At 71.5% G+C, this 19,980-nt stretch carries 17 protein-coding genes; 15 read left to right on the top strand and 2 right to left on the bottom strand.

Features of this window, described 5'->3' with window-relative positions; genetic code table 11:
• Window positions 1-47 precede the first annotated feature (47 nt).
• The 9 genes from ftsW to AC07B0_RS16940 all read left to right on the top strand — a co-directional run bounded on the left by ftsW (window position 48) and on the right by AC07B0_RS16940 (window position 8,747).
• Window positions 48-1,409, top strand: a complete 1,362-nt coding sequence (ftsW, locus tag AC07B0_RS16980) for a putative lipid II flippase FtsW (protein ID WP_356878833.1) — start codon at window positions 48-50, stop codon at window positions 1,407-1,409.
• 6 nt (window positions 1,410-1,415) lie between these two features.
• Window positions 1,416-2,510: an undecaprenyldiphospho-muramoylpentapeptide beta-N-acetylglucosaminyltransferase gene (gene murG / locus AC07B0_RS16975; protein ID WP_356878835.1), complete on the top strand. Its 1,095-nt coding sequence runs from the start codon at window positions 1,416-1,418 to the stop codon at window positions 2,508-2,510.
• 30 nt (window positions 2,511-2,540) lie between these two features.
• Window positions 2,541-3,368 carry a cell division protein FtsQ/DivIB gene (locus tag AC07B0_RS16970; RefSeq protein ID WP_356878837.1) on the top strand — a complete coding sequence of 276 codons (828 nt, stop codon included), beginning with the start codon at window positions 2,541-2,543 and terminating at the stop codon, window positions 3,366-3,368.
• Between the two features lie 279 nt (window positions 3,369-3,647).
• Complete coding sequence (gene ftsZ, locus AC07B0_RS16965) at window positions 3,648-4,850, top strand: cell division protein FtsZ (protein WP_125598159.1); 1,203 nt, start codon at window positions 3,648-3,650, stop codon at window positions 4,848-4,850.
• Window positions 4,850-5,596 carry a peptidoglycan editing factor PgeF gene (pgeF, locus tag AC07B0_RS16960; RefSeq protein WP_467291505.1) on the top strand — a complete coding sequence of 249 codons (747 nt, stop codon included), beginning with the start codon at window positions 4,850-4,852 and terminating at the stop codon, window positions 5,594-5,596. Before ftsZ ends, pgeF begins: the two co-directional genes overlap by 1 nt.
• A complete protein-coding gene (locus AC07B0_RS16955; RefSeq protein WP_356878841.1) occupies window positions 5,583-6,302 on the top strand; it encodes a YggS family pyridoxal phosphate-dependent enzyme in 720 nt (239 codons plus the stop codon). Before pgeF ends, AC07B0_RS16955 begins: the two co-directional genes overlap by 14 nt.
• Window positions 6,303-6,472: 170 nt before the next feature.
• Entirely contained in the window at window positions 6,473-7,090 is a 618-nt protein-coding gene (locus AC07B0_RS16950) for a cell division protein SepF (RefSeq protein ID WP_356878843.1), read from the top strand.
• Between the two features lie 60 nt (window positions 7,091-7,150).
• Window positions 7,151-7,447: a YggT family protein gene (locus AC07B0_RS16945; RefSeq protein ID WP_030155988.1), complete on the top strand. Its 297-nt coding sequence runs from the start codon at window positions 7,151-7,153 to the stop codon at window positions 7,445-7,447.
• A gap of 82 nt (window positions 7,448-7,529) precedes the next feature.
• The gene (locus AC07B0_RS16940; protein ID WP_356878845.1) at window positions 7,530-8,747 is read left to right on the top strand and encodes a DivIVA domain-containing protein; all 1,218 of its coding nucleotides are present in this window, start codon (window positions 7,530-7,532) and stop codon (window positions 8,745-8,747) included.
• Window positions 8,748-9,321: 574 nt separating this feature from the next.
• Here the strand turns inward: AC07B0_RS16940 and ileS are convergent.
• Window positions 9,322-12,468, bottom strand: a complete 3,147-nt coding sequence (gene ileS, locus AC07B0_RS16935; protein WP_478898519.1) for an isoleucine--tRNA ligase — start codon at window positions 12,466-12,468, stop codon at window positions 9,322-9,324.
• Between the two features lie 582 nt (window positions 12,469-13,050).
• On the opposite strand from ileS, the gene AC07B0_RS16930 reads away from it, so the two are divergent.
• The 5 genes from AC07B0_RS16930 (at window position 13,051) to AC07B0_RS16910 (ending at window position 17,995) form a co-directional block, all read left to right on the top strand.
• Complete coding sequence (locus AC07B0_RS16930) at window positions 13,051-13,884, top strand: TraR/DksA family transcriptional regulator (protein ID WP_478898518.1); 834 nt, start codon at window positions 13,051-13,053, stop codon at window positions 13,882-13,884.
• Between the two features lie 186 nt (window positions 13,885-14,070).
• Complete coding sequence (gene lspA, locus AC07B0_RS16925) at window positions 14,071-14,637, top strand: signal peptidase II (RefSeq protein WP_469380031.1); 567 nt, start codon at window positions 14,071-14,073, stop codon at window positions 14,635-14,637.
• Between the two features lie 52 nt (window positions 14,638-14,689).
• Window positions 14,690-15,631, top strand: coding sequence for an RluA family pseudouridine synthase (locus tag AC07B0_RS16920; protein WP_356884113.1), 942 nt, complete (start codon window positions 14,690-14,692; stop codon window positions 15,629-15,631).
• Window positions 15,628-16,107, top strand: coding sequence for a GNAT family N-acetyltransferase (locus AC07B0_RS16915; RefSeq protein WP_478898517.1), 480 nt, complete (start codon window positions 15,628-15,630; stop codon window positions 16,105-16,107). The genes AC07B0_RS16920 and AC07B0_RS16915 overlap by 4 nt, the downstream gene beginning before the upstream one ends.
• Before the next feature lie 295 nt (window positions 16,108-16,402).
• On the top strand, window positions 16,403-17,995 hold the full coding sequence (locus tag AC07B0_RS16910) for a Na+/H+ antiporter (RefSeq protein ID WP_356884109.1): 1,593 nt from the start codon (window positions 16,403-16,405) through the stop codon (window positions 17,993-17,995).
• Between the two features lie 211 nt (window positions 17,996-18,206).
• On the opposite strand, the gene AC07B0_RS16905 is transcribed toward AC07B0_RS16910, so the two are convergent.
• Window positions 18,207-19,244 (bottom strand): mechanosensitive ion channel family protein, encoded by a 1,038-nt coding sequence (locus tag AC07B0_RS16905; protein WP_467291507.1) that lies wholly within the window; start codon window positions 19,242-19,244, stop codon window positions 18,207-18,209.
• Between the two features lie 56 nt (window positions 19,245-19,300).
• Here AC07B0_RS16905 and AC07B0_RS16900 point away from each other — a divergent pair, with 56 nt between their 5' ends.
• Complete coding sequence (locus AC07B0_RS16900; protein ID WP_356877842.1) at window positions 19,301-19,870, top strand: dienelactone hydrolase family protein; 570 nt, start codon at window positions 19,301-19,303, stop codon at window positions 19,868-19,870.
• Window positions 19,871-19,980 lie beyond the last annotated feature (110 nt).

Here is a 19,980-nt window from a genome sequence, read left to right as displayed (position 1 = left end):
CCCCGACCCGGCTGCTCGCCTCGTACGAGTGGAGGGGAAGATCACAGATGCCGGCCAAGCAGATGCTGCCGGGGCGCCGGCCGTCCGCCGTCAGGCCGAAGGGCCGGACGCGCCCGGCGGCCGGTGCGAAGCGGCCCGCCGGGCGCGGGCCGCTCGCAGGCGTGCGGCGCACGCAACAGCAGGTGCGGAAGGCCTGGGACCGCCCCCTCACCGCGTACTACCTGATCCTCGGCAGCTCGCTGCTCATCACCGTGCTCGGCCTGGTGATGGTCTACTCGGCTTCCATGATCAAGGCCCTCCAGCTGGGCCTCGGGGACGCGTACTTCTTCAAGAAGCAGTTCCTGGCCGCCCTCATCGGCGCCGTCCTGCTGCTGGCCGCCTCCCGGATGCCCGTGCGGCTCCACCGGGCGCTGTCCTACCCCGTCCTCGCCGGAACCCTGTTCCTGATGGTCCTGGTCCAGGTCCCCGGGATAGGGGTCTCGATCAACGGCAACCAGAACTGGATCTCCCTCGGCGGTCCGTTCATGCTCCAGCCCAGCGAGTTCGGCAAGCTGGCGCTGATCCTGTGGGGCGCCGACCTGCTGGCGCGCAAGGGCGACAAGGGGCTGCTGAGCCAGTGGAAGCACCTGCTGGTGCCGCTGGTCCCGGTGGCCTTCCTGCTGCTCGGGCTGATCATGCTCGGCGGGGACATGGGCACCGCGATGATCCTCGGAGCCATCCTGTTCGGTCTGCTCTGGCTCGCCGGAGCCCCGACGCGGATGTTCGTGGGCGTCCTCGTCTTCGCGGGTGTGATCGTCGCACTGCTCATCAAGACCAGCCCGCACCGCATGGACCGGCTGTCCTGCCTCGGCGCGACAGAACCGGGCAAGAACGACCTTTGCTGGCAGGCCGTGCACGGAATCTACGCCCTCGCATCCGGCGGCTGGTTCGGTTCCGGTCTGGGTGCCAGTGTGGAAAAATGGGGGCAACTCCCCGAAGCCCACACGGACTTCATCTTTGCCATCACCGGTGAGGAACTGGGTCTCGCGGGGACGCTGTCGGTGCTCGCCCTGTTCGCGGCCCTAGGCTATGCGGGTATCCGCGTGGCCGGACGCACGGAGGACTCCTTCGTACGGTATGCCGCGGGAGGCGTGACCACCTGGATCACGGCGCAAGCCGTGATCAACATCGGTGCGGTGCTCGGTCTGCTGCCGATCGCCGGTGTCCCGCTCCCGCTGTTCTCCTACGGAGGGTCGGCCCTGCTCCCGACCATGTTCGCGGTCGGACTGCTCATCGCCTTCGCGCGGGAGGAACCGGCGGCGCGCGCGGCGCTCGCGATGCGACAGCCGAGATCCGGCTGGAAGCGGAGCGGGCCGATATGGAAGTCGATGAGACGGCGCGTCAAGAAGCGTCCGTCCGGAGAGCGGTGAATTTCGGTGCATGTCGTACTCGCCGGTGGGGGGACCGCCGGCCACATCGAGCCGGCGCTGGCCCTCGCGGACGCCCTGCGGAGGCAGGACCCGACCGTGGGCATCACCGCCCTCGGTACGGAACGCGGACTTGAAACCCGCCTGGTGCCGGAACGCGGCTACGAGCTGGGTCTGATCCCCGCCGTACCGCTGCCCCGCAAGCCCACGCCCGAGCTGATCACCGTCCCGGGACGGCTGCGCGGCACCATCAAGGCGGCCGAGGAGATCCTCACGCGCACGAAGGCCGACTGCGTGGTCGGCTTCGGCGGCTACGTGGCGCTGCCCGGCTACCTCGCCGCCAAGCGGCTCGGGGTGCCGATCATCGTCCACGAGGCCAACGCCCGGCCCGGACTCGCCAACAAGATCGGCTCCCGGTACGCGCACGCCGTCGCGGTGTCCACCCCGGACAGCAAGCTGCGCGGCGCCCGCTACGTCGGCATCCCGCTGCGCCGGTCGATCTCGACCCTGGACCGGGCCGCCGTCCGGCCCGAGGCGCGGGCCGCCTTCGGTCTGGACCCCAACCTGCCGACCCTGCTGGTCTCCGGCGGCTCGCAGGGCGCCCGCCGCCTCAACGAGGTCATCCAGCAGGTCGCTCCGGTCCTCCAGCGCTCCGGGATCCAGATCCTGCACGCGGTCGGCCCCAAGAACGAACTGCCGCGTGTCGACAACATGCCCGGGATGCCGCCTTATGTGCCGGTACCGTACGTGGACCGGATGGACCTCGCGTACGCCGCCGCCGACATGATGCTGTGCCGCGCGGGCGCGATGACCGTCGCCGAGCTCTCCGCCGTCGGACTGCCGGCCGCCTACGTACCGCTGCCCATCGGCAACGGCGAACAGCGGCTCAACGCCCAGCCGGTGGTCAAGGCCGGCGGCGGCCTGCTGGTGGACGACGCGGAGCTGACGCCCGAGTGGGTGCTCGGCCAGGTCCTGCCGGTGCTGTCCGACCCGCACCGCCTGTACGAGATGTCCCGCGCCGCCGGCGAGTTCGGCCGCCGGGACGCCGACGACCTGCTCGTCGGCCTGGTCTACGAGGCGATCGCGGCACGCAGAGCCCGCTGAGGCGGGACGTACCGACCAGGAGGCACAGGAGTGGCCGGAGCGACGACCGCACAGCGCGGGACGGCCCGCAAGGGCAGGGGCCCGGGCTCGCCCAAGCCGCCCAAGCCCCCGAAATCGTCGAAGAGGTCCGGCCCGCGGGGGCCCGGTGGCGGACGATCGCGCCGGGTCCCCGTCCTGGCGTCCCTCGCCGCCGCGGTGCTCCTCGCCGCGGGCGGCACCTGGGTCCTCTACGGCTCCTCCTGGCTGCGCGTCGAGAAGGTCACGGCCGCCGGCACCGAGGTGCTCACCCCCGAGCAGGTCCTCTCCGCCGCCGCCGTGCCCGTCGGCGCCCCCCTGATGGGCGTCGACACCGACGAGATCGCGCAGCGGCTCCGCACCCGCCTGCCCCGCATCGATTCGGTCGATGTGGTGCGGTCCTGGCCGCACGGAATCGGGCTGAAAGTGACGGAACGCAAACCCGTCCTGCTCATCAAGAAGGACGCGGAGTTCGTCGAAGTGGACGCATCGGGTGTGCGATTCGACACGGTCGCGAAACCCCCCGCGGGCGTTCCGGTCCTCGAATTGGACGCGGCGGGCTCTCCCAGCGCCCGCCGCTTCGACGAGCAGCGCCTCCTCGGGGAGGCGGTGGCCATCGCGGGAGGCCTTCCCGACGCGATCGCCGCGGAGACCGTGCAGGTCAAGGTGCGGTCGTACGATTCGGTCGTACTGGAGCTGACGCGCGGCCGCACGGTCGTGTGGGGGAGCGGCGAACTGGGTGAGGCGAAGGGGCGGGCGTTGACCGCCCTGCTCAAAGCCGCTCCCAAGGCTGACCACTTCGACGTGAGCGTTCCCACCGCCCCTGCGGTGTCCGGGAGTTGACGTCGAGTCGAACAGCGACGCACCCTGGTTGGCCACCGATACGGGTGATCACATAGGGTGAAAAGAAAAACGGGAGGTTCGGCGTGTTCGTTGAACACGCGCTACTTGTCGACTTAGTGTCCTGTTCGGAAGAGTCCAAGGAACAGACACACCCTTAACCCTAAACTTCAGGGTTAGGGTTCGGGTCGGCGCGTACGGACCGTCCCAATTTCGGCATCAGTCGTCGCAACGCAGGCCCGCGAGGCGGCGACACGTAACTCGAGGCGAGAGGCCTTCGACGTGGCAGCACCGCAGAACTACCTCGCAGTCATCAAGGTCATCGGTGTCGGCGGCGGTGGTGTCAATGCCATCAACCGAATGATCGAGGTCGGTCTCAAGGGCGTCGAGTTCATCGCCATCAACACGGACGCCCAGGCGCTGTTGATGAGCGACGCCGACGTCAAGCTCGACGTCGGCCGGGAACTCACCCGCGGCCTCGGCGCCGGCGCCAACCCGGCCGTCGGTCGCAAGGCGGCAGAGGACCACCGCGAGGAGATCGAGGAGGTCCTCAAGGGGGCCGACATGGTCTTCGTCACCGCCGGCGAGGGCGGCGGCACCGGCACCGGCGGCGCACCGGTCGTCGCCAACATCGCGCGCTCGCTGGGCGCCCTGACGATCGGTGTGGTCACCCGGCCGTTCACCTTCGAGGGCCGGCGCCGCGCGAACCAGGCGGAGGACGGCATCGCCGAGCTCCGCGAAGAGGTCGACACCCTCATCGTCATCCCCAACGACCGCCTGCTGTCCATCTCGGACCGCCAGGTCAGCGTGCTGGACGCCTTCAAGTCGGCCGACCAGGTCCTGCTGTCGGGCGTCCAGGGCATCACCGACCTCATCACCACCCCGGGTCTGATCAACCTCGACTTCGCGGACGTCAAGTCCGTGATGTCCGAGGCGGGCTCGGCCCTGATGGGCATCGGCTCGGCCCGCGGCGACGACCGCGCGGTGGCCGCCGCCGAGATGGCGATCTCCTCGCCGCTGCTGGAGGCCTCCATCGACGGCGCCCGCGGGGTGCTGCTCTCCATCTCCGGTGGCTCCGACCTCGGTCTCTTCGAGATCAACGAGGCCGCGCAGCTGGTCAGCGAGGCCGCGCACCCCGAGGCGAACATCATCTTCGGTGCGGTCATCGACGACGCGCTCGGCGACGAGGTGCGCGTCACCGTGATCGCCGCCGGGTTCGACGGCGGACAGCCGCCGGCCCGCCGGGACAACGTCATCGGCGCCGCGTCCACCAAGCGCGAGGAGCCGGCCCCCGCGCCGGTCCGCGCTCCTGAGCCGGTTCGTCCGGCCTTCGGCGGACTCGGCACGGTCACCCCGCGTGAGGAGCCCCCGGCTCCGGTGGAGATCCCGGTCGAGCCCGCGGCGCCCGCGCCGCAGGTCCCGACGGCCCGGCCGTACCAGGACAGCCCGGCCGAGGAACTGGACGTCCCGGACTTCTTGAAGTGATCCTGGGGCAGCACAGCGAGAACGGCGCCCACTTCGCCTTCACCGACCGGTGGGGCGGAGTGAGCGCCGTTCCGTACGAGGAGCTCAATCTCGGCGGCGCGGTCGGAGACGACCCGGCCGCCGTTCGCGCGAACCGGGACGTCACGGCGCGGAGCCTGGGCATCGATCCGGACCTGGTGGTCTGGATGAACCAGGTGCACGGGCGGGACGTGGCCGTGGTCGACGGACCGTGGGGCGCCGGGCAGCCGGTCCCCTCCGTCGACGCCGTGGTGACGGCCCGTCGGGGACTGGCCCTGGCCGTCCTCACCGCCGACTGCACCCCGGTCCTGCTCGCCGATCCCGTCGCCGGGATCGCGGGCGCCGCCCACGCCGGGCGGCCGGGACTGGTCGCCGGGGTGGTCCCCGCCGCGGTCGAGGCGATGGTGGCCCTCGGCGCCGACCCCGGGCGCATGGTCGCCCGTACGGGACCGGCCGTCTGCGGACGCTGCTACGAGGTGCCGGCCGACATGCGGGACGCCGTCGCCGAGGTGGTGCCGGCCGCGTGGGCCGAGACCAGCTGGGGGACGCCGGCCGTGGACGTGGTCGCCGGAGTGCACGCACAACTGGCGGGGGCGGGGGTGGCTTCCGTCCACCGGTCCCCGGTCTGCACACTGGAGTCGCGGGACCACTTCTCGTACCGCCGTGACCGGGTGACCGGGCGGCTCGCCGGATATGTGTGGTTGGAACGGATTGATGACAGACCGTAAGTCGGAACTCGCGGAGAACCTCGCGCGGGTGGAGGAGCGCATCGCGTCCGCCTGCGCGGCCGCGGGCCGCAAGCGGGAGGAGGTGACCCTCATCGTGGTCACCAAGACCCATCCCGCGAGCGACGTACGACTGCTGGCGGACCTGGGTGTCCGTCATGTTGCGGAAAACCGCGACCAGGATGCCGCCCCCAAGGCCGCGGCCTGCGCGGATCTGCCGCTCACCTGGCACTTCGTCGGCCAGTTGCAGACGAACAAAGTCCGTTCCGTGGCGGGTTACGCGCAGGTCGTGCAGTCGGTCGACCGGCCGAAGCTCGTGACGGCGCTGTCGTCGGCGGCGGAGGGCACCGGCCGGGAACTCGGCGTCCTCGTACAGATCGCCCTCGACGCCGAGTCGGGCGAACGGGGCACCCGGGGCGGCGCGGCACCCGACCTGCTGCCGGAGCTGGCCGACCTCGTGGCGGCCGCGCCCGGACTGCGGATCGACGGCCTCATGACCGTCGCCCCCCTGTCCGGACCGTACGCGGGACGCGAACGGGCGGCCTTCGAGCGGCTGATGGAATTGTCATCCCGCCTGCGCGCGGACCATCCTGCTGCCACGATGGTGTCGGCCGGAATGAGTGCGGACCTGGAACAGGCGGTGCAGGCGGGTGCGACACATGTACGCGTCGGCACTGCGGTGCTCGGCGCGAGACCCCGGCTCGGGTAACGTCGCGAAGAAAGTCGGACCACAGCAGAAAATATGGTCATTTCCGCAGATGAGCGGACAGACCACGTGGATCGCGGGCAGTTGGTGACTTTGGTGACACAGCGACCTCGCTGACTGACACAGCGACACCTGCGACAGGGCGATCCACCACAGAGCGGAGGACTCGGAGAATGGCCGGCGCGATGCGCAAGATGGCGGTCTACCTCGGCCTCGTGGAGGACGACCGGTACGACAACCCGGGGTACGACCCCGATGACGAGTTCGAGCCCGAGCCCGAACCGGAGCGTCCGCGGGACCGGGACCGCCGGCAGCAGCCCGTGCACCAACCGCCCGTAACGGACGAACCGGTACGAGCCGTACAGCCTCCGGCGCAGCGGGAACCCCTCCCGATGCCGGTAGAAAACGGACGTCCGGCGCGAATTGCCCCCGTGGCATCCATCACACCTGACCGCACCAACCTGGAGAAGAACGCCCCCGTGATCATGCCCAAGGTCGTCTCCGAGCGGGAGCCGTACCGCATCACGACGCTGCACCCCCGGACCTACAACGAGGCCCGTACCATCGGGGAACACTTCCGTGAGGGCACTCCGGTGATCATGAATCTCACGGAGATGGACGACACGGACGCGAAGCGTCTGGTCGACTTCGCCGCCGGTCTCGTCTTCGGCCTGCACGGCAGCATTGAACGCGTGACACAGAAGGTGTTCCTGCTGTCGCCTGCTAACGTCGATGTCACGGCGGAGGACAAGGCCCGCATCGCGGAGGGCGGGTTCTTCAACCAAAGCTAGACCGATCCGTCAGATACGGGACCGGGAACAGAGCGGGAGCAGGGGAGAGGGAAGCGCGGGATGGGCGTCGCACTGCAAGTGGTCTACATCGCGCTGATGTGCTTCCTCATCGTGCTGATCTTCCGACTGGTCATGGACTACGTGTTCCAGTTCGCACGTTCATGGACACCCGGCAAGGCGATGGTGGTCGTTCTGGAGGCCACCTACACTGTCACCGATCCACCGCTCAAGCTTCTTCGGCGTTTCATCCCGCCGTTGCGTCTCGGGGGCGTGGCACTCGACCTGTCCTTCTTCGTTCTGATGATCATCGTTTACATCCTCATCAGTTTCGTGAGCACCGCTGCGAGAAGCGTGTGAACGATGTGCTTCCCCGCAGGCGCGGGGACAGTCCCGATACGGTCTTGCCGACTGCCGACGACTACGTAGAGGTGAAGAAGACATGCCGCTGACTCCTGAGGACGTGCGGAACAAGCAGTTCACGACCGTCCGCCTCCGAGAAGGCTATGACGAGGACGAGGTCGATGCCTTCCTCGACGAGGTCGAGTCCGAACTGACGCGCCTGCTGCGCGAGAACGAGGACCTGCGCGCCAAGCTGGCCGCCGCCACGCGTGCCGCCGCGCAGAACCAGCAGAACCAGCAGCAGCAGCAGGGGATGCGCAAGCCGGAGCCCCAGGACCAGCGCGGCCCGGGCGCCCCCGTGCCCGCGGCCATATCCGGCCCGCCGCAGCAGCAGCAGCAGCCGCAGATGGGCCCGCCGCAGCTTCCCGGCGGCCAGCCGCAGCTGCCCCCGGGCCCCGGTGGACACGGACCGCAGGGTCCGGGCCAGATGGGCGGCCCCATGCAGCAGCAGTCCATGGGCGGCCAGCACCCCATGGCACAGCAGCAGCAGATGGGCCAGCAGCCCATGCAGCAGCAGTCGATGGGCGGCCAGAACCCGCTCGGCCAGCCGATGGGCCAGCAGATGCAGCCGATGGGCCAGCAGATGCAGCCCATGGGTCAGCCGATGCACCAGCAGCAGCCGCAGCTCCCGCAGCAGGGCCCCGGTGGCGACAGCGCCGCCCGCGTCCTGTCGCTCGCGCAGCAGACCGCCGACCAGGCGATCGCGGAGGCCCGCTCCGAGGCCAACAAGATCGTCGGCGAGGCCCGTTCGCGCGCCGAGGGCCTGGAGCGCGACGCCCGCGCCAAGGCCGACGCGCTGGAGCGGGACGCGCAGGAGAAGCACCGCGTCGCGATGGGCTCCCTGGAGTCCGCCCGCGCCACGCTGGAGCGCAAGGTCGAGGACCTGCGGGGCTTCGAGCGCGAGTACCGTACGCGTCTGAAGTCCTACCTGGAGTCGCAGCTGCGCCAGCTGGAGACCCAGGCCGACGACTCCCTGGCCCCGCCGCGGAACCCGGCCGGTCCCGCGCTGCCGCCGTCGCCGACCCCGTCCATGGCTCCGGCCGGTGCGATGGGTCACCCGATGGGCAACCCGTCCATGGGCGGTCCGTCCCCGATGGGCGGCCCCTCCCCGATGGGTGGAGGCCCGTCCTACGGCGGCCAGCAGCAGATGTCCCCGGCGATGACCCAGCCGATGGCTCCGGTCCGGCCGGCCGCGCCGCAGCCGATGCAGGCGCCGTCGCCGATGCGGGGCTTCCTGATCGACGAGGACGACAACTAGGCGCCGCCGCCTCTGGCGTCGGCAGTCGCTTCACGGGCCGGGCCCGGTTCCCCTCAGGGGGTGCCGGGCCCGGCCCGTTCCCGTACCCGGGGGTGGGTGGGTGGCGGGGCCGGGGGTGTCGGGGGTGTCGCTGCGCGGTGCAGCTCCCCGCCCCGCCCTTCCTCCGTTCCCCGGGCTCCGCCCGGACCCGTGCGCGTGCGGCGCCGCTGCCGGGGGCTCCGCCCCGGACCCCCGCGCCTCAAACGCCGGCGGGGCTGGGATGGGGTGGGCTCCGCTGGGACCCCGTGCGGGTGCGGCGCCGTTGCCGGGGGCTCCGCCCCCGGACCCCCGCGCCTCAAACGCCGGCGGGGCTGCGGTGGGGTGGGCTCCGCCCGGACCCTGTGAGGGTGCGGCGCCGTTGCCGGGGGCGCTGCCCCCCGGCCCCCGCGCCTCAAGCGTCGGCGGGGCTGGGGTGGGCCGGGGTTGGCGGGGCTGGGGGTGGGTGGCGAGCCTGGGGCTCGTGCGTCGGGCGGGGAAACGGAACGGCCCGCACCCCCCAGGGAGGGGGGTGCGGGCCGGTCGGGGGTTGTGGTGGTTAGGCCTTGCGGAGGCGGAACGTCAGGGACAGGGGTTCGTCCGTGAAGGGGGCGCCGTAGGAGGCGTCCGCGTCGCCCGTGGCGAAGTCGGTGGCCAGGACCTCGTCGGCGATGAGCGCCGCGTGGTCCGTCAGGGCCGTCACGACCTCCGCGTCCGGCGAGGACCACCGCAGGGAGATCCGGTCCGCGACGTCCAGCCCGGAGTTCTTGCGGGCCTCCTGGATCAGGCGGATCGCGTCACGCGCCAGGCCCGCGAGCCGCAGCTCCGGGGTGATCTCCAGGTCCAGGGCCACCGTGGCGCCCGAGTCCGAGGCCACCGACCAGCCCTCGCGCGGGGTCTCCGTGATGATGACCTCCTCCGGGGTGAGGGCCACGGTCTCGCCGTTCACCTCGACCTCCGCGGAGCCGGCGCGCAGCGCCAGCGACAGCGCCGCCGCGTCGGCCGCGGCCACCGCCTTCGCGACGTCCTGCACGCCCTTGCCGAAGCGCTTGCCCAGGGCCCGGAAGTTCGCCTTCGCGGTGGTGTCGACCAGGGACCCGCCGACCTCCGAGAGGGAGGCCAGGGAGGAGACGTTCAACTCCTCCGTGATCTGGGCCTGGAGCTCGGGGGACAGGGCGTCGAAGCCGACGGCCCCGACCAGCGCGCGCGAGAGCGGCTGGCGGGTCTTGACGCCCGACTCCGCGCGGGTCGCGCGGCCCAGCTCCACGAGGCGGCGTACCAGCAGCATCTGCTGGGAGAGGGTCCGGTCCACCTGGGACGCGTCCGACTCCGGCCAGCTCGACAGGTGCACCGACTCCGGGGCCTCCGGGGAGACCGGAACGATCATGTCCTGCCAGACCCGCTCCGTGATGAAGGGGGTCAGCGGGGCCATGAGCCGGGTGACCGTCTCGACCACGTCGTGCAGGGTGCGCAGCGCGGCCGCGTCGCCCTGCCAGAAGCGGCGCCGCGAGCGGCGGACGTACCAGTTCGAGAGGTCGTCGACGAAGGAGGAGAGGAGCTTGCCCGCGCGCTGGGTGTCGTACGACTCCATCGCCTCGGTGACCTCGGCCGTGAGGGTGTGGAGTTCCGACAGCAGCCAGCGGTCCAGCACCGTGCGGTCGGCCGGCGCCGGGTCGGAGGCGGAGGGCGCCCAGTTGGAGGTGCGGGCGTACAGGGCCTGGAAGGCGACCGTGTTCCAGTACGTGAGGAGCGTCTTGCGGACGACCTCCTGGATCGTGCCGTGGCCCACGCGCCGCGCCGCCCACGGGGAGCCGCCGGCCGCCATGAACCAGCGGACGGCGTCCGCACCGTGCTGGTCCATCAGCGGGATCGGCTGGAGGATGTTGCCGAGGTGCTTGGACATCTTGCGGCCGTCCTCGGCGAGGATGTGGCCGAGGCAGACCACGTTCTCGTAGGAGGACTTGTCGAAGACGAGGGTGCCGACCGCCATCAGCGTGTAGAACCAGCCGCGGGTCTGGTCGATGGCCTCCGAGATGAACTGCGCCGGGTAGCGCTTCTCGAAGATCTCCTTGTTCTTGTACGGGTAGCCCCACTGCGCGAACGGCATCGAACCCGAGTCGTACCAGGCGTCGATGACCTCCGGCACGCGCACGGCGGTCAGGGCGCAGCCCTCGTGCGTGCAGGGGAAGGTGACGTCGTCGATGTACGGGCGGTGCGGGTCCAGCTGCGACTGGTCGGTGCCGGACAGCTCGCTCAGCTCGGCGCGGGAGCCGACGCAGGTGAGGTGGTCCTCCTCGCAGCGCCAGATCGGCAGCGGGGTGCCCCAGTAGCGGTTGCGGGACAGCGCCCAGTCGATGTTGTTGTTCAGCCAGTCGCCGAAGCGGCCCTGCTTGACGGATTCCGGGAACCAGTTGGTCTTCTCGTTCTCCCGCAGCATCGCGTCCTTGACGGCGGTGGTGCGGATGTACCAGGACGGCTGCGCGTAGTAGAGCAGGGCCGTGTGGCAGCGCCAGCAGTGCGGGTAGCTGTGCTCGTAGGCGATGTGCTTGAAGAGCAGGCCGCGCGCGTCGAGGTCGGCGGTGAGCTTCTCGTCGGCCTTCTTGAAGAAGACGCCGCCGACGAGCGGGACGTCCTCCTCGAAGGTGCCGTCGGGGCGGACCGGGTTCACGACGGGCAGGCCGTACGCGCGGCAGACCGCGAGGTCGTCGGCGCCGAAGGCGGGGGACTGGTGGACCAGACCCGTGCCGTCCTCGGTCGTGACGTACTCGGCGTTCACGACGTAGTGCGCCGGCTCGGGGAACTCGACCAGGTCGAAGGGGCGCTGGTAGGTCCAGCGTTCCATCTCCTTGCCGGTGAAGGACTCGCCGGTGGCCTCCCAGCCCTCGCCGAGGGACTTCTCCAGCAGCGGCTGGGCGACGACCAGCTTCTGCTCGCCGTCCGTCGCGACGACGTACGTGACCTCGGGGTGGGCCGCGACGGCGGTGTTGGACACCAGGGTCCACGGGGTCGTCGTCCACACCAGGAGGGCCGCCTCGCCGGCGAGCGGGCCGGAGGTCAGCGGGAAGCGGACGTAGACGGAGGGGTCGACGACCGTCTCGTAGCCCTGGGCCAGCTCGTGGTCGGAGAGGCCGGTGCCGCAGCGCGGGCACCAGGGGGCGACGCGGTGGTCCTGGGTGAGGAGGCCCTTGTTGAAGATCTCCTTCAGCGACCACCACACGGACTCGACGTACTCGGGGTCCATGGTCCGGTAGGCGTCGTCCAGGTCGACCCAGTAGCCCATCCGGGTCGTGAGCTCGGCGAACGCGTCGGTGTGGCGGGTCACGGACTCGCGGCACTTGTCGTTGAACTCGGCGATGCCGTAGGCCTCGATGTCCTGCTTGCCGTTGAAGCCGAGTTCCTTCTCGACGGCGAGCTCGACGGGCAGGCCGTGACAGTCCCAGCCGGCCTTGCGGGCGACGTGGTAGCCGCGCATGGTGCGGAACCTGGGGAAGACGTCCTTGAAGACGCGGGCCTCGATGTGGTGCGCGCCGGGCATGCCGTTCGCGGTGGGCGGGCCCTCGTAGAAGACCCACTCGGGGCGGCCCTCGGACTGCTCCAGGGTCTTGGCGAAGGTCTTGCTCTCGCGCCAGAAGTCGAGGACGGCGTGCTCAAGGGCAGGCAGGTCGACCTGGGCGGGTACCGGGCGGTACTGCGGCGGTGTGGTCATGAGGCTGAACTCTTCCTCCGGCGGGGTGTCACTTCCGTCCGGAGGGACGAGAGCGCGTGCGGCTCCCGCGGTACCACCCTCCTTGGCCGCCGGACGTGTCCGATGGCCCCCTCATTGGGGTGCGAAGCCGGTTCTACTGGCCCTGCGGGCTTTCTTCCGGCGGCTCCGGGGTGATCCTTCGCATCGCGCTCGCCCCCGGGCTCTCACCGTCCCCGGGTCGCTCCTGGCTGCGTCCGACGCTACTCGTCCCCATCCATGCCTCTCGCTGGGCCCAGTGTACGGGCCGGGGCACGGCTCGGCAGACCGGTTTACGCCGGTCGGCGGCGGGGCGCGGGGCGGGTGCCGGTATGACCCGAATGGGCCGACGGGCCGGTCCGGGATCCACCGGGGCGGGCGGGGCGGATTACCGGGCGTCCCGCTGGGCACAACGGATGCAGGTTGACCTCGATGGACGCGTGCCCCGTTGCCGTGGGGTCGGAGCCGATTTATCGTTCCGGCACGATTCACAAACAAGATCACAGTATGTGAAAAGGGGCCGCGGCCATGGTGGCGAAGAAGACGGCGACACAGGAGGTGGCTGCTGTGCCAGGCTCCACGCCTGCCGCCGAGCGGGCCGCTCCGGCCGAGAAGACGACCGCGAAGAAGACGACCGCCAAGAAGGCGACCGCGAAGAAGGCCCCGGCCAAGAAGGCCCCGGTCAAGAAGGCCGTGTCCGAGAAGGCCGCGGCCGGGACGGACGGGGTCGAGCAGGCCTCGGCCGCGAAGGCCGCGAAGGCGGTCAAGACGGTCAAGGCCGTCACGGCGGCGAAGGCGGCCCGGACCGCCGGGGCTCCCGCCGCGAAGCGCACCACGAGCAAGGCCACGGCCAAGGCGGCCGCGGCCGAGGGGGCGGCCCCGGCCGCGCAGAAGACGGGAGCTCGGAAAGTGGTTGCCAAGAAGACTGCGGGTACGGCGAGGAAGGCGGCCACGGCCGCCACCAGCGGGCTCCCCAAGGCGCGCGCCACCGCGCCCCTCGCCCCGGGAGAGCTCGCCGTACGCCCCGGAGAGGACCCCTGGACCCCCCAGGAGGTCGAGGACGCCCGTACCGAGCTGCTGTCGGAGGTGCTGCGGCTGCGCGCCGAACTGGACGCCTCCGAGGTGGCGATCTCGGGCCTGATGCGGGACTCGGGCGACGGCGCGGGCGACGACCAGGCCGACACCGGCACCAAGAACATCACCCGGGAGTCCGAGCTCGCCCTCGCGGCGAACGCCAGCTCGATGCTGGAGCAGACCGAGCGGGCCCTGGAACGGCTGGAGGCGGGCACGTACGGGCTCTGCGAGAACTGCGGGCAGCCGATCGGCAAGGCGCGGATGCAGGCCTTCCCACGGGCCACGCTGTGCGTGGACTGCAAGCAGAAGCAGGAGCGGCGGCACTAGGCCGTCCCTTCCGGATCCCGCCGGGCGCGGTCCCCGCAGGTGGGCCCGGACGCCCCGGGGCGCGGGAAGCGGCCCGGGCCAGGGCGCCCGCGCGCACCCTGACGTACCCTCGTGTACCAGTCAGGGTCCAGGAACCTGGCGCGGCTGTGTTCGGCAACCTGGTTCGAGCTAGTTCGAGGGACTCACGTGGCAGAGGCGGAGCGCATCATCGGTACGCCGGAGGTCGGGGACGGCGCCGAGGCGCAGGCGGAGCCGGACGAGCCCAGGGGGCACCGGCGGATCGTGGCGCTGCTCGTGGTGGCGGCCCTCGCGTACCTGCTCGACCTCGGCAGCAAGATGCTCGTCGTGGCGAGGCTGGAGCACCAGCCGCCGATCGAGATCATCGGGGACCTGCTGAAGTTCGAGGCGGTCCGCAACCCCGGAGCCGCCTTCGGTTTCGGCGAGGCCTTCACGATCATCTTCACCTGCATCGCGGCGTCCGTGATCGTGGTGATCGTGCGGCTGGCGCGCAAGCTCTACAGCCTGCCGTGGGCGATCGCGCTGGGCCTGCTGCTGGGCGGTGCGCTGGGCAACCTCACCGACCGGATCTTCCGCTCGCCCGGCGTGTTCCGCGGCGCGGTCGTCGACTTCATCGCCCCCGCGCACTTCGCCGTCTTCAACCTCGCGGACTCGGCGATCGTGTGCGGCGGCATCCTGATCGTCCTGCTGTCGTTCAAGGGCCTGGACCCGGACGGCACCGTCCACAAGGACTGATCGCGGGGCGCTCGCGGGAATCCCGCTCTGCCGAGTCCTGCATACTCGACAGGTGAGTACGATTCCCGAGATCCGCACCCTGCCCGTTCCCGATGGCCTCGAAGGCGAGCGCGTCGACGCCGCCATCGCCCGTATGTTCGGATTTTCCCGGACGAAGGCGGCCGAACTGGCGTCGGAGGGGAAGGTCTCGGTCGACGGCAGCGTCGTCGGCAAGTCCGAGCGCGTGCACGGCGGCGCCTGGCTCGAAGTCGAGATGCCCACGCCGCCCCGCCCGGTCGAGCTCGTCGCCGAGCCGGTGCCGGGCATGGAGATCGTCCACGACGACGACGACATCGTCGTCATCATGAAGCCGGTGGGCGTCGCCGCCCACCCGAGCCCCGGCTGGACCGGCACCACCGTCATCGGCGGTCTCGCCGCGGCCGGCTACCGGATCTCCACCTCCGGTGCCTCCGAGCGCCAGGGCATCGTGCACCGCCTCGACGTCGGCACCTCCGGCCTGATGGCCGTGGCCAAGTCCGAGCGCGCGTACACCTCGCTGAAGAACCAGTTCCGCGAGCGCGTGGTCGACAAGCGCTACCACGCGCTGGTGCAGGGACACCCGGACCCGATGAGCGGCACGATCGACGCCCCGATCGGCCGCCACCCGAACGCCGACTACAAGTGGGCCGTGACCCAGGAGGGCAAGCCCTCCGTCACCCACTACGACCTGATCGAGGCCTTCCGCGCGGCCTCGCTGCTCGACATCAAGCTGGAGACCGGGCGCACGCACCAGATCCGCGTGCACATGTCCGCGCACCGCCACCCCTGCGTCGGCGACCTGACCTACGGGGCCGACCCGACCGTCGCGAAGCGACTGGGGCTCACCCGGCAGTGGCTGCACGCGGTGCGGCTGGGCTTCGAGCACCCGTCGGACGGCCAGTGGGTGGAGTTCGAGAGCGGCTACCCGGCGGACCTGCAGCACGCGCTGGACGTGATCCGGGCCGAGAGTCAGTGACGGCCGCCGCCCCCTTCACCGTCCGCGTCGCCTCGTCGGAGGCCGACCTGGCCGCCTGCTTCGCCGTCCGGACCGAGGTGTTCGTCGTCGAGCAGTCCGTGCCCGAGTCCCTTGAGTACGACGCCTACGACGCGGTCGCGCTGCACCTGCTGGCCACCGGGCCGGACGGGGAACCGCTCGGTACCGGCCGGCTGCTGTACGGGCCCGAGGCCCTGGACAAGACCGGCTCGCCGGAGGTCGGCTCCCTCGGGCGGCTGGCCGTCACCAAGGCTGCGCGCGGGCTCGGCGTCGGCGTGGCGCTCGTCCGCGCGATCGAGGCGGAGGCGGAGCGGCTCGGGCTGGCCGCGGTCGATCTGGGCGCGCAGACGCATGCGCTCGGCTTCTACGAGCGGCTCGGGTACGTGGCCTACGGGGCGGAGTTCGAGGACGCGGGGATTGCGCACCGCTCCATGCGGAGGGCCCTGGCCGGGCGGTGAGCCGGGGCGGGGTGCGGCCCTGACCGGTGCCGGCCGGGTGGGCGGTGCCGGTGGGTCGGTGCGGCGCCGTTGCCGGGGGCGCTGCCCCCGGGCCCCCGCGCCTCAAACGCCGGCGGGGCTGGGATTGGCCGGTGGGGCTGGGTTCTGCCGTGACGGGCTGGGGTGCGGCCGGTGAGGCCGGGCTGCCGGTGGAGCGGGGTTCTGCCGGTGGGGTCGGGGTGGTGTGGGTTGATTCGGGGCGGGTGAGTGTGCGGCGGCGGGGGGTCGGGCGGGGCGGGGCTGGCAGGGTGGGGGAGTGGATCAGCTCGCCCTGTTGTTCGTGCTGCTGCTCGGAGCCGTCGTCACCGTTCCGCTCGGGGACCGGCTCGGGCTGCCCTCGCCGGTGTTGATGACCCTCGGCGGGATCGGGCTGGCACTCGTGCCGGCCGTGCCCAACGTGGACATCCCGCCCGAGTACATCCTGCCGCTGGTGCTGCCGCCGCTGCTGTACGCGTCCGCCCAGCGGACCTCCTGGCGGCAGTTCGCCGCCAACGTCCGGCCGATCCTGCTGCTGGCCGTCGCCCTCGTCTTCGTGACCACCGCCGCGGTCGCCGCCGTGGCCAACGCCGTCGTGCCCGGGCTGCCGGTCGCCGCCGCGGTCGCCCTCGGCGCGCTGGTCGCCCCGCCGGACCCGGTCGCCGCCACCGCCGTCGCCGGGTCGCTCGGCCTGCCGCGCCGGATGGTGTCCATCCTGGAGGGCGAGGGGCTGTTCAACGACGTCACCGCCATCGTGCTCTACCACGTGGCCGTCGCCGCCGCCGTCAGCGGCAGCTTCTCGTGGCCCGACGCGCTCGGCGAGTTCGTGCTGTCGGCGGTCGTGGCCGTGGCCGTCGGTCTCGGGCTCGGCTGGGCCACCAACCGGCTCATGGGACGGCTGGGGGACGCGACCCTCCAGATCGGCCTCACCCTGCTGGTTCCGTTCGTGGCGTACGTGGTCGCGGAGGAACTGGACGGGTCGGGGGTGCTGGCCGTGCTGACGACGGCCCTGTTCCTCGCCGAGTACGCGTCGGACGCCGACGACGTGCTGGGCCGCCTCGCCGGTCACACCTTCTGGGAAGTCGTCGACATGCTGGTCACGGGCGTGGCGTTCGGCCTGATCGGGCTGGAACTGCACAACGTCTTCGCGGTCGCGCGGGGCCGAGTCTGGGAGATGACGGGCTGGGCGGCCGTCGTCATCGCCGTGGTCGTCGGCGTGCGGCTGGTCTGGCTGCTGCCCGCGGGCTGGCTGGCGAAGAAGATGCACCGGCGGCGCGACTACGACGAGGAGATCCCGCTGAGCTGGCGGGAGAGCGTGGTCATGTGGTGGGCCGGGATGCGCGGGGTGGCCTCGGTGGCCCTGGCCCTGGCCATCCCCCTGCACACCGAGGCCGGCGAGCCCTTCCCCGGCCGGGACGAGATCGTCTTCATCGCCTTCGCGGTGATCATGGTGACGCTGGTGTGCCAGGGGCTGACGCTGCCCTGGCTGGTGCGGCGGCTGGAGGTGGAGGCGGACGTGGACGCCGAACGGGAGAGCGAGCGGCGGCTGGCGATCCGCGCCGCGAAGGCCGCGAAGCGGCGGCTCAAGGAGATCGAGGAGGTCGAGGACCTGCCCGAGGACCTCGTCGAGACCCTGTACCGGCGCGCGTACGACGTCGGGGCCAGGATCAGCCCCGACATGGTCGACGAGGAACGGCGCGAGGCCTACGCGCAGCGGGTCGAACGCATCCGGGACATCCAGCGCATCCAGCGGGAGATGATGTCCGCCGCCCGCCACGAGGTGCTGGCCGCGCGCAGCGAGCCCGGTTCCGACCCGGAGATCGTGGACCGCGTACTGCGCCACCTGGACGTGCGCAGCCTGCGCAGCTCCTAGGGCCTGTCGTCAAACTCCCGTCTGCCCCGCGACGCCTGGCACGCGCTCTCGCCGCACCGGGCGAAAGCCAAGTACGTCCAGTACGCGGGCTTCCGCCCGGCGCACCGAGAGCACGCACCAGACGCCGCAGGGCCGCCCTCCGGGCGACGACGGGAGTTTGACGACAGGCCCTAGGCAAGCCGCTCCCCGCCCGGGCGCGGGCTCGCCGCGGCTACGGGCGGGGGGCGGCCTCGGCCGTCGTGATCCGGGGGAGGGCGTACGGGTGGTGCGCGGTCAGCCAGGTGAGCAGCCGCTCGCGGACCGCGCAGCGCACGGTCCAGACGTCGTCGGCGTCCTTCGCGGTGACCACCGCGCGGACCTGGATGGTGTTCGGGGTGGTGTCCGTGACGACCAGACCGCTCGCCCGGCCGTCCCACTCGGGCACGTCCTTGAGGATCTCCGCCAGCTGCTCGCGCATCAGCGCGACCGGCGCCGAGTGGTCCAGGTGCCAGAAGACGGTGCCGGTCATCTCCGCGCCGCCGCGCGACCAGTTCTCGTAGGGCTTGCTGGTGAAGTACGAGACCGGCATCGTGATCCGGCGCTCGTCCCAGGTGCGGACCACGAGGAAGGTGAGGGTGATCTCCTCGACCGTGCCCCACTCCTTGTCCACGACCACGGTGTCACCGATGCGCACGGTGTCGCCGAACGCGATCTGCAGCCCGGCGAAGAGGTTGCCGAGGGCGGCCTGGGCCGCGATGCCCGCCACGATGCCGAGGACCCCGGCCGAGGCCAGCATCGAGGCGCCGAGGGTGCGCATCGGCGGGAAGGTCAGCAGCATGGCGGCGATGGCGACCACGACGACGACGGCCGTGACCACCCGCTGGATCAGCGCCACCTGGGTGCGGACCCGGCGGACCCGGGCGTTGTCGGGGGCGCCGGCCGCGTAGCGCGCGTACGAGGCGTCGACGATCGCCGTCGCGATGCCCACGAGGAGCCAGGCCGTCGAGGCGATCATCACCAGGGTCAGCGCGCGGCCCACGCCGACGCTGTGGTCGGGCAGGACCTCGGCCTTCCGGTAGCTGGCCCGGAGCAGTGCCGTGCCCATGACCAGCCGGAAGGGCAGGCGGCAGCGCCGCAGCAGTCCCCACAGCGGGGTTTCCGGGTGCCGGGCGTCCACCTTGCGCAGCAGCAGGTCGAGCAGCCAGCCGACGAGCAGCGTCAGCGCCACGATGATGCCGATGACGAGGACCGGACGCAGGAGTTTCTCCATATCCATGCCAGAGAACGTAACCGCGAGAGGCGTCCGGAAACTGGCACGATGGAGGTATGAACATCATGCTCTTCCATTCGACGTACGGGCTGAGGCCCGCGGTGCACGCGGCGGCCGACCGGCTGCGCGCGGCCGGACACCGGGTCGAGGTGCCCGACCTCTTCGAGGGGCGCACGTTCGGCACGGTCGAGGAAGGCATCGCCCACCAGGAGGAGATCGGCCGGGACGAGCTGCTCAAGCGGGCGGTGCTGGCCTCGGCGCCCCACTCCGACCAGGGACTGGTCTACGCGGGCTTCTCCTTCGGCGGTTCCGTCGCCCAGCACCTGGCGCTGGCCGACGACAAGGCGCGCGGGCTGCTGCTCCTGCACGGTACGGCGGACCTGGCGGAGGACGCCTCCGCGGACGAGCTGCCGGTGCAGCTGCACATCGCCGACCCGGACCCGTTCGAGCCGCACGACTGGCTGACGGCCTGGTACCTGCGGATGCGGCGGGCGGGGGCCGACGTGGAGGTCCACACCTATCCCGGGGCCGGGCACCTCTTCACGGACCCGGACCTCGACGACTACGACGCGCAGGCCGCCGAGGAGACCTGGAAGGTGGCGCTCGGCTTCCTCGACACCCTCTAGTGCCGTGGCCGGGAAGGTTTGCCGGGTCGCGGCGTCCGGTGCGGTGCATCTCAAGGCGGAGGGCCGCGGTTCGTACTGGACGTACCTCCGTGGTCCGACAACGCGGAGAG

This window comes from Streptomyces sp. NPDC044704 (assembly GCF_056433525.1).
The sequence above is the reverse complement of the archived record's forward strand: the minus strand, read 5'-3'. Positions and strand labels throughout refer to the sequence as shown.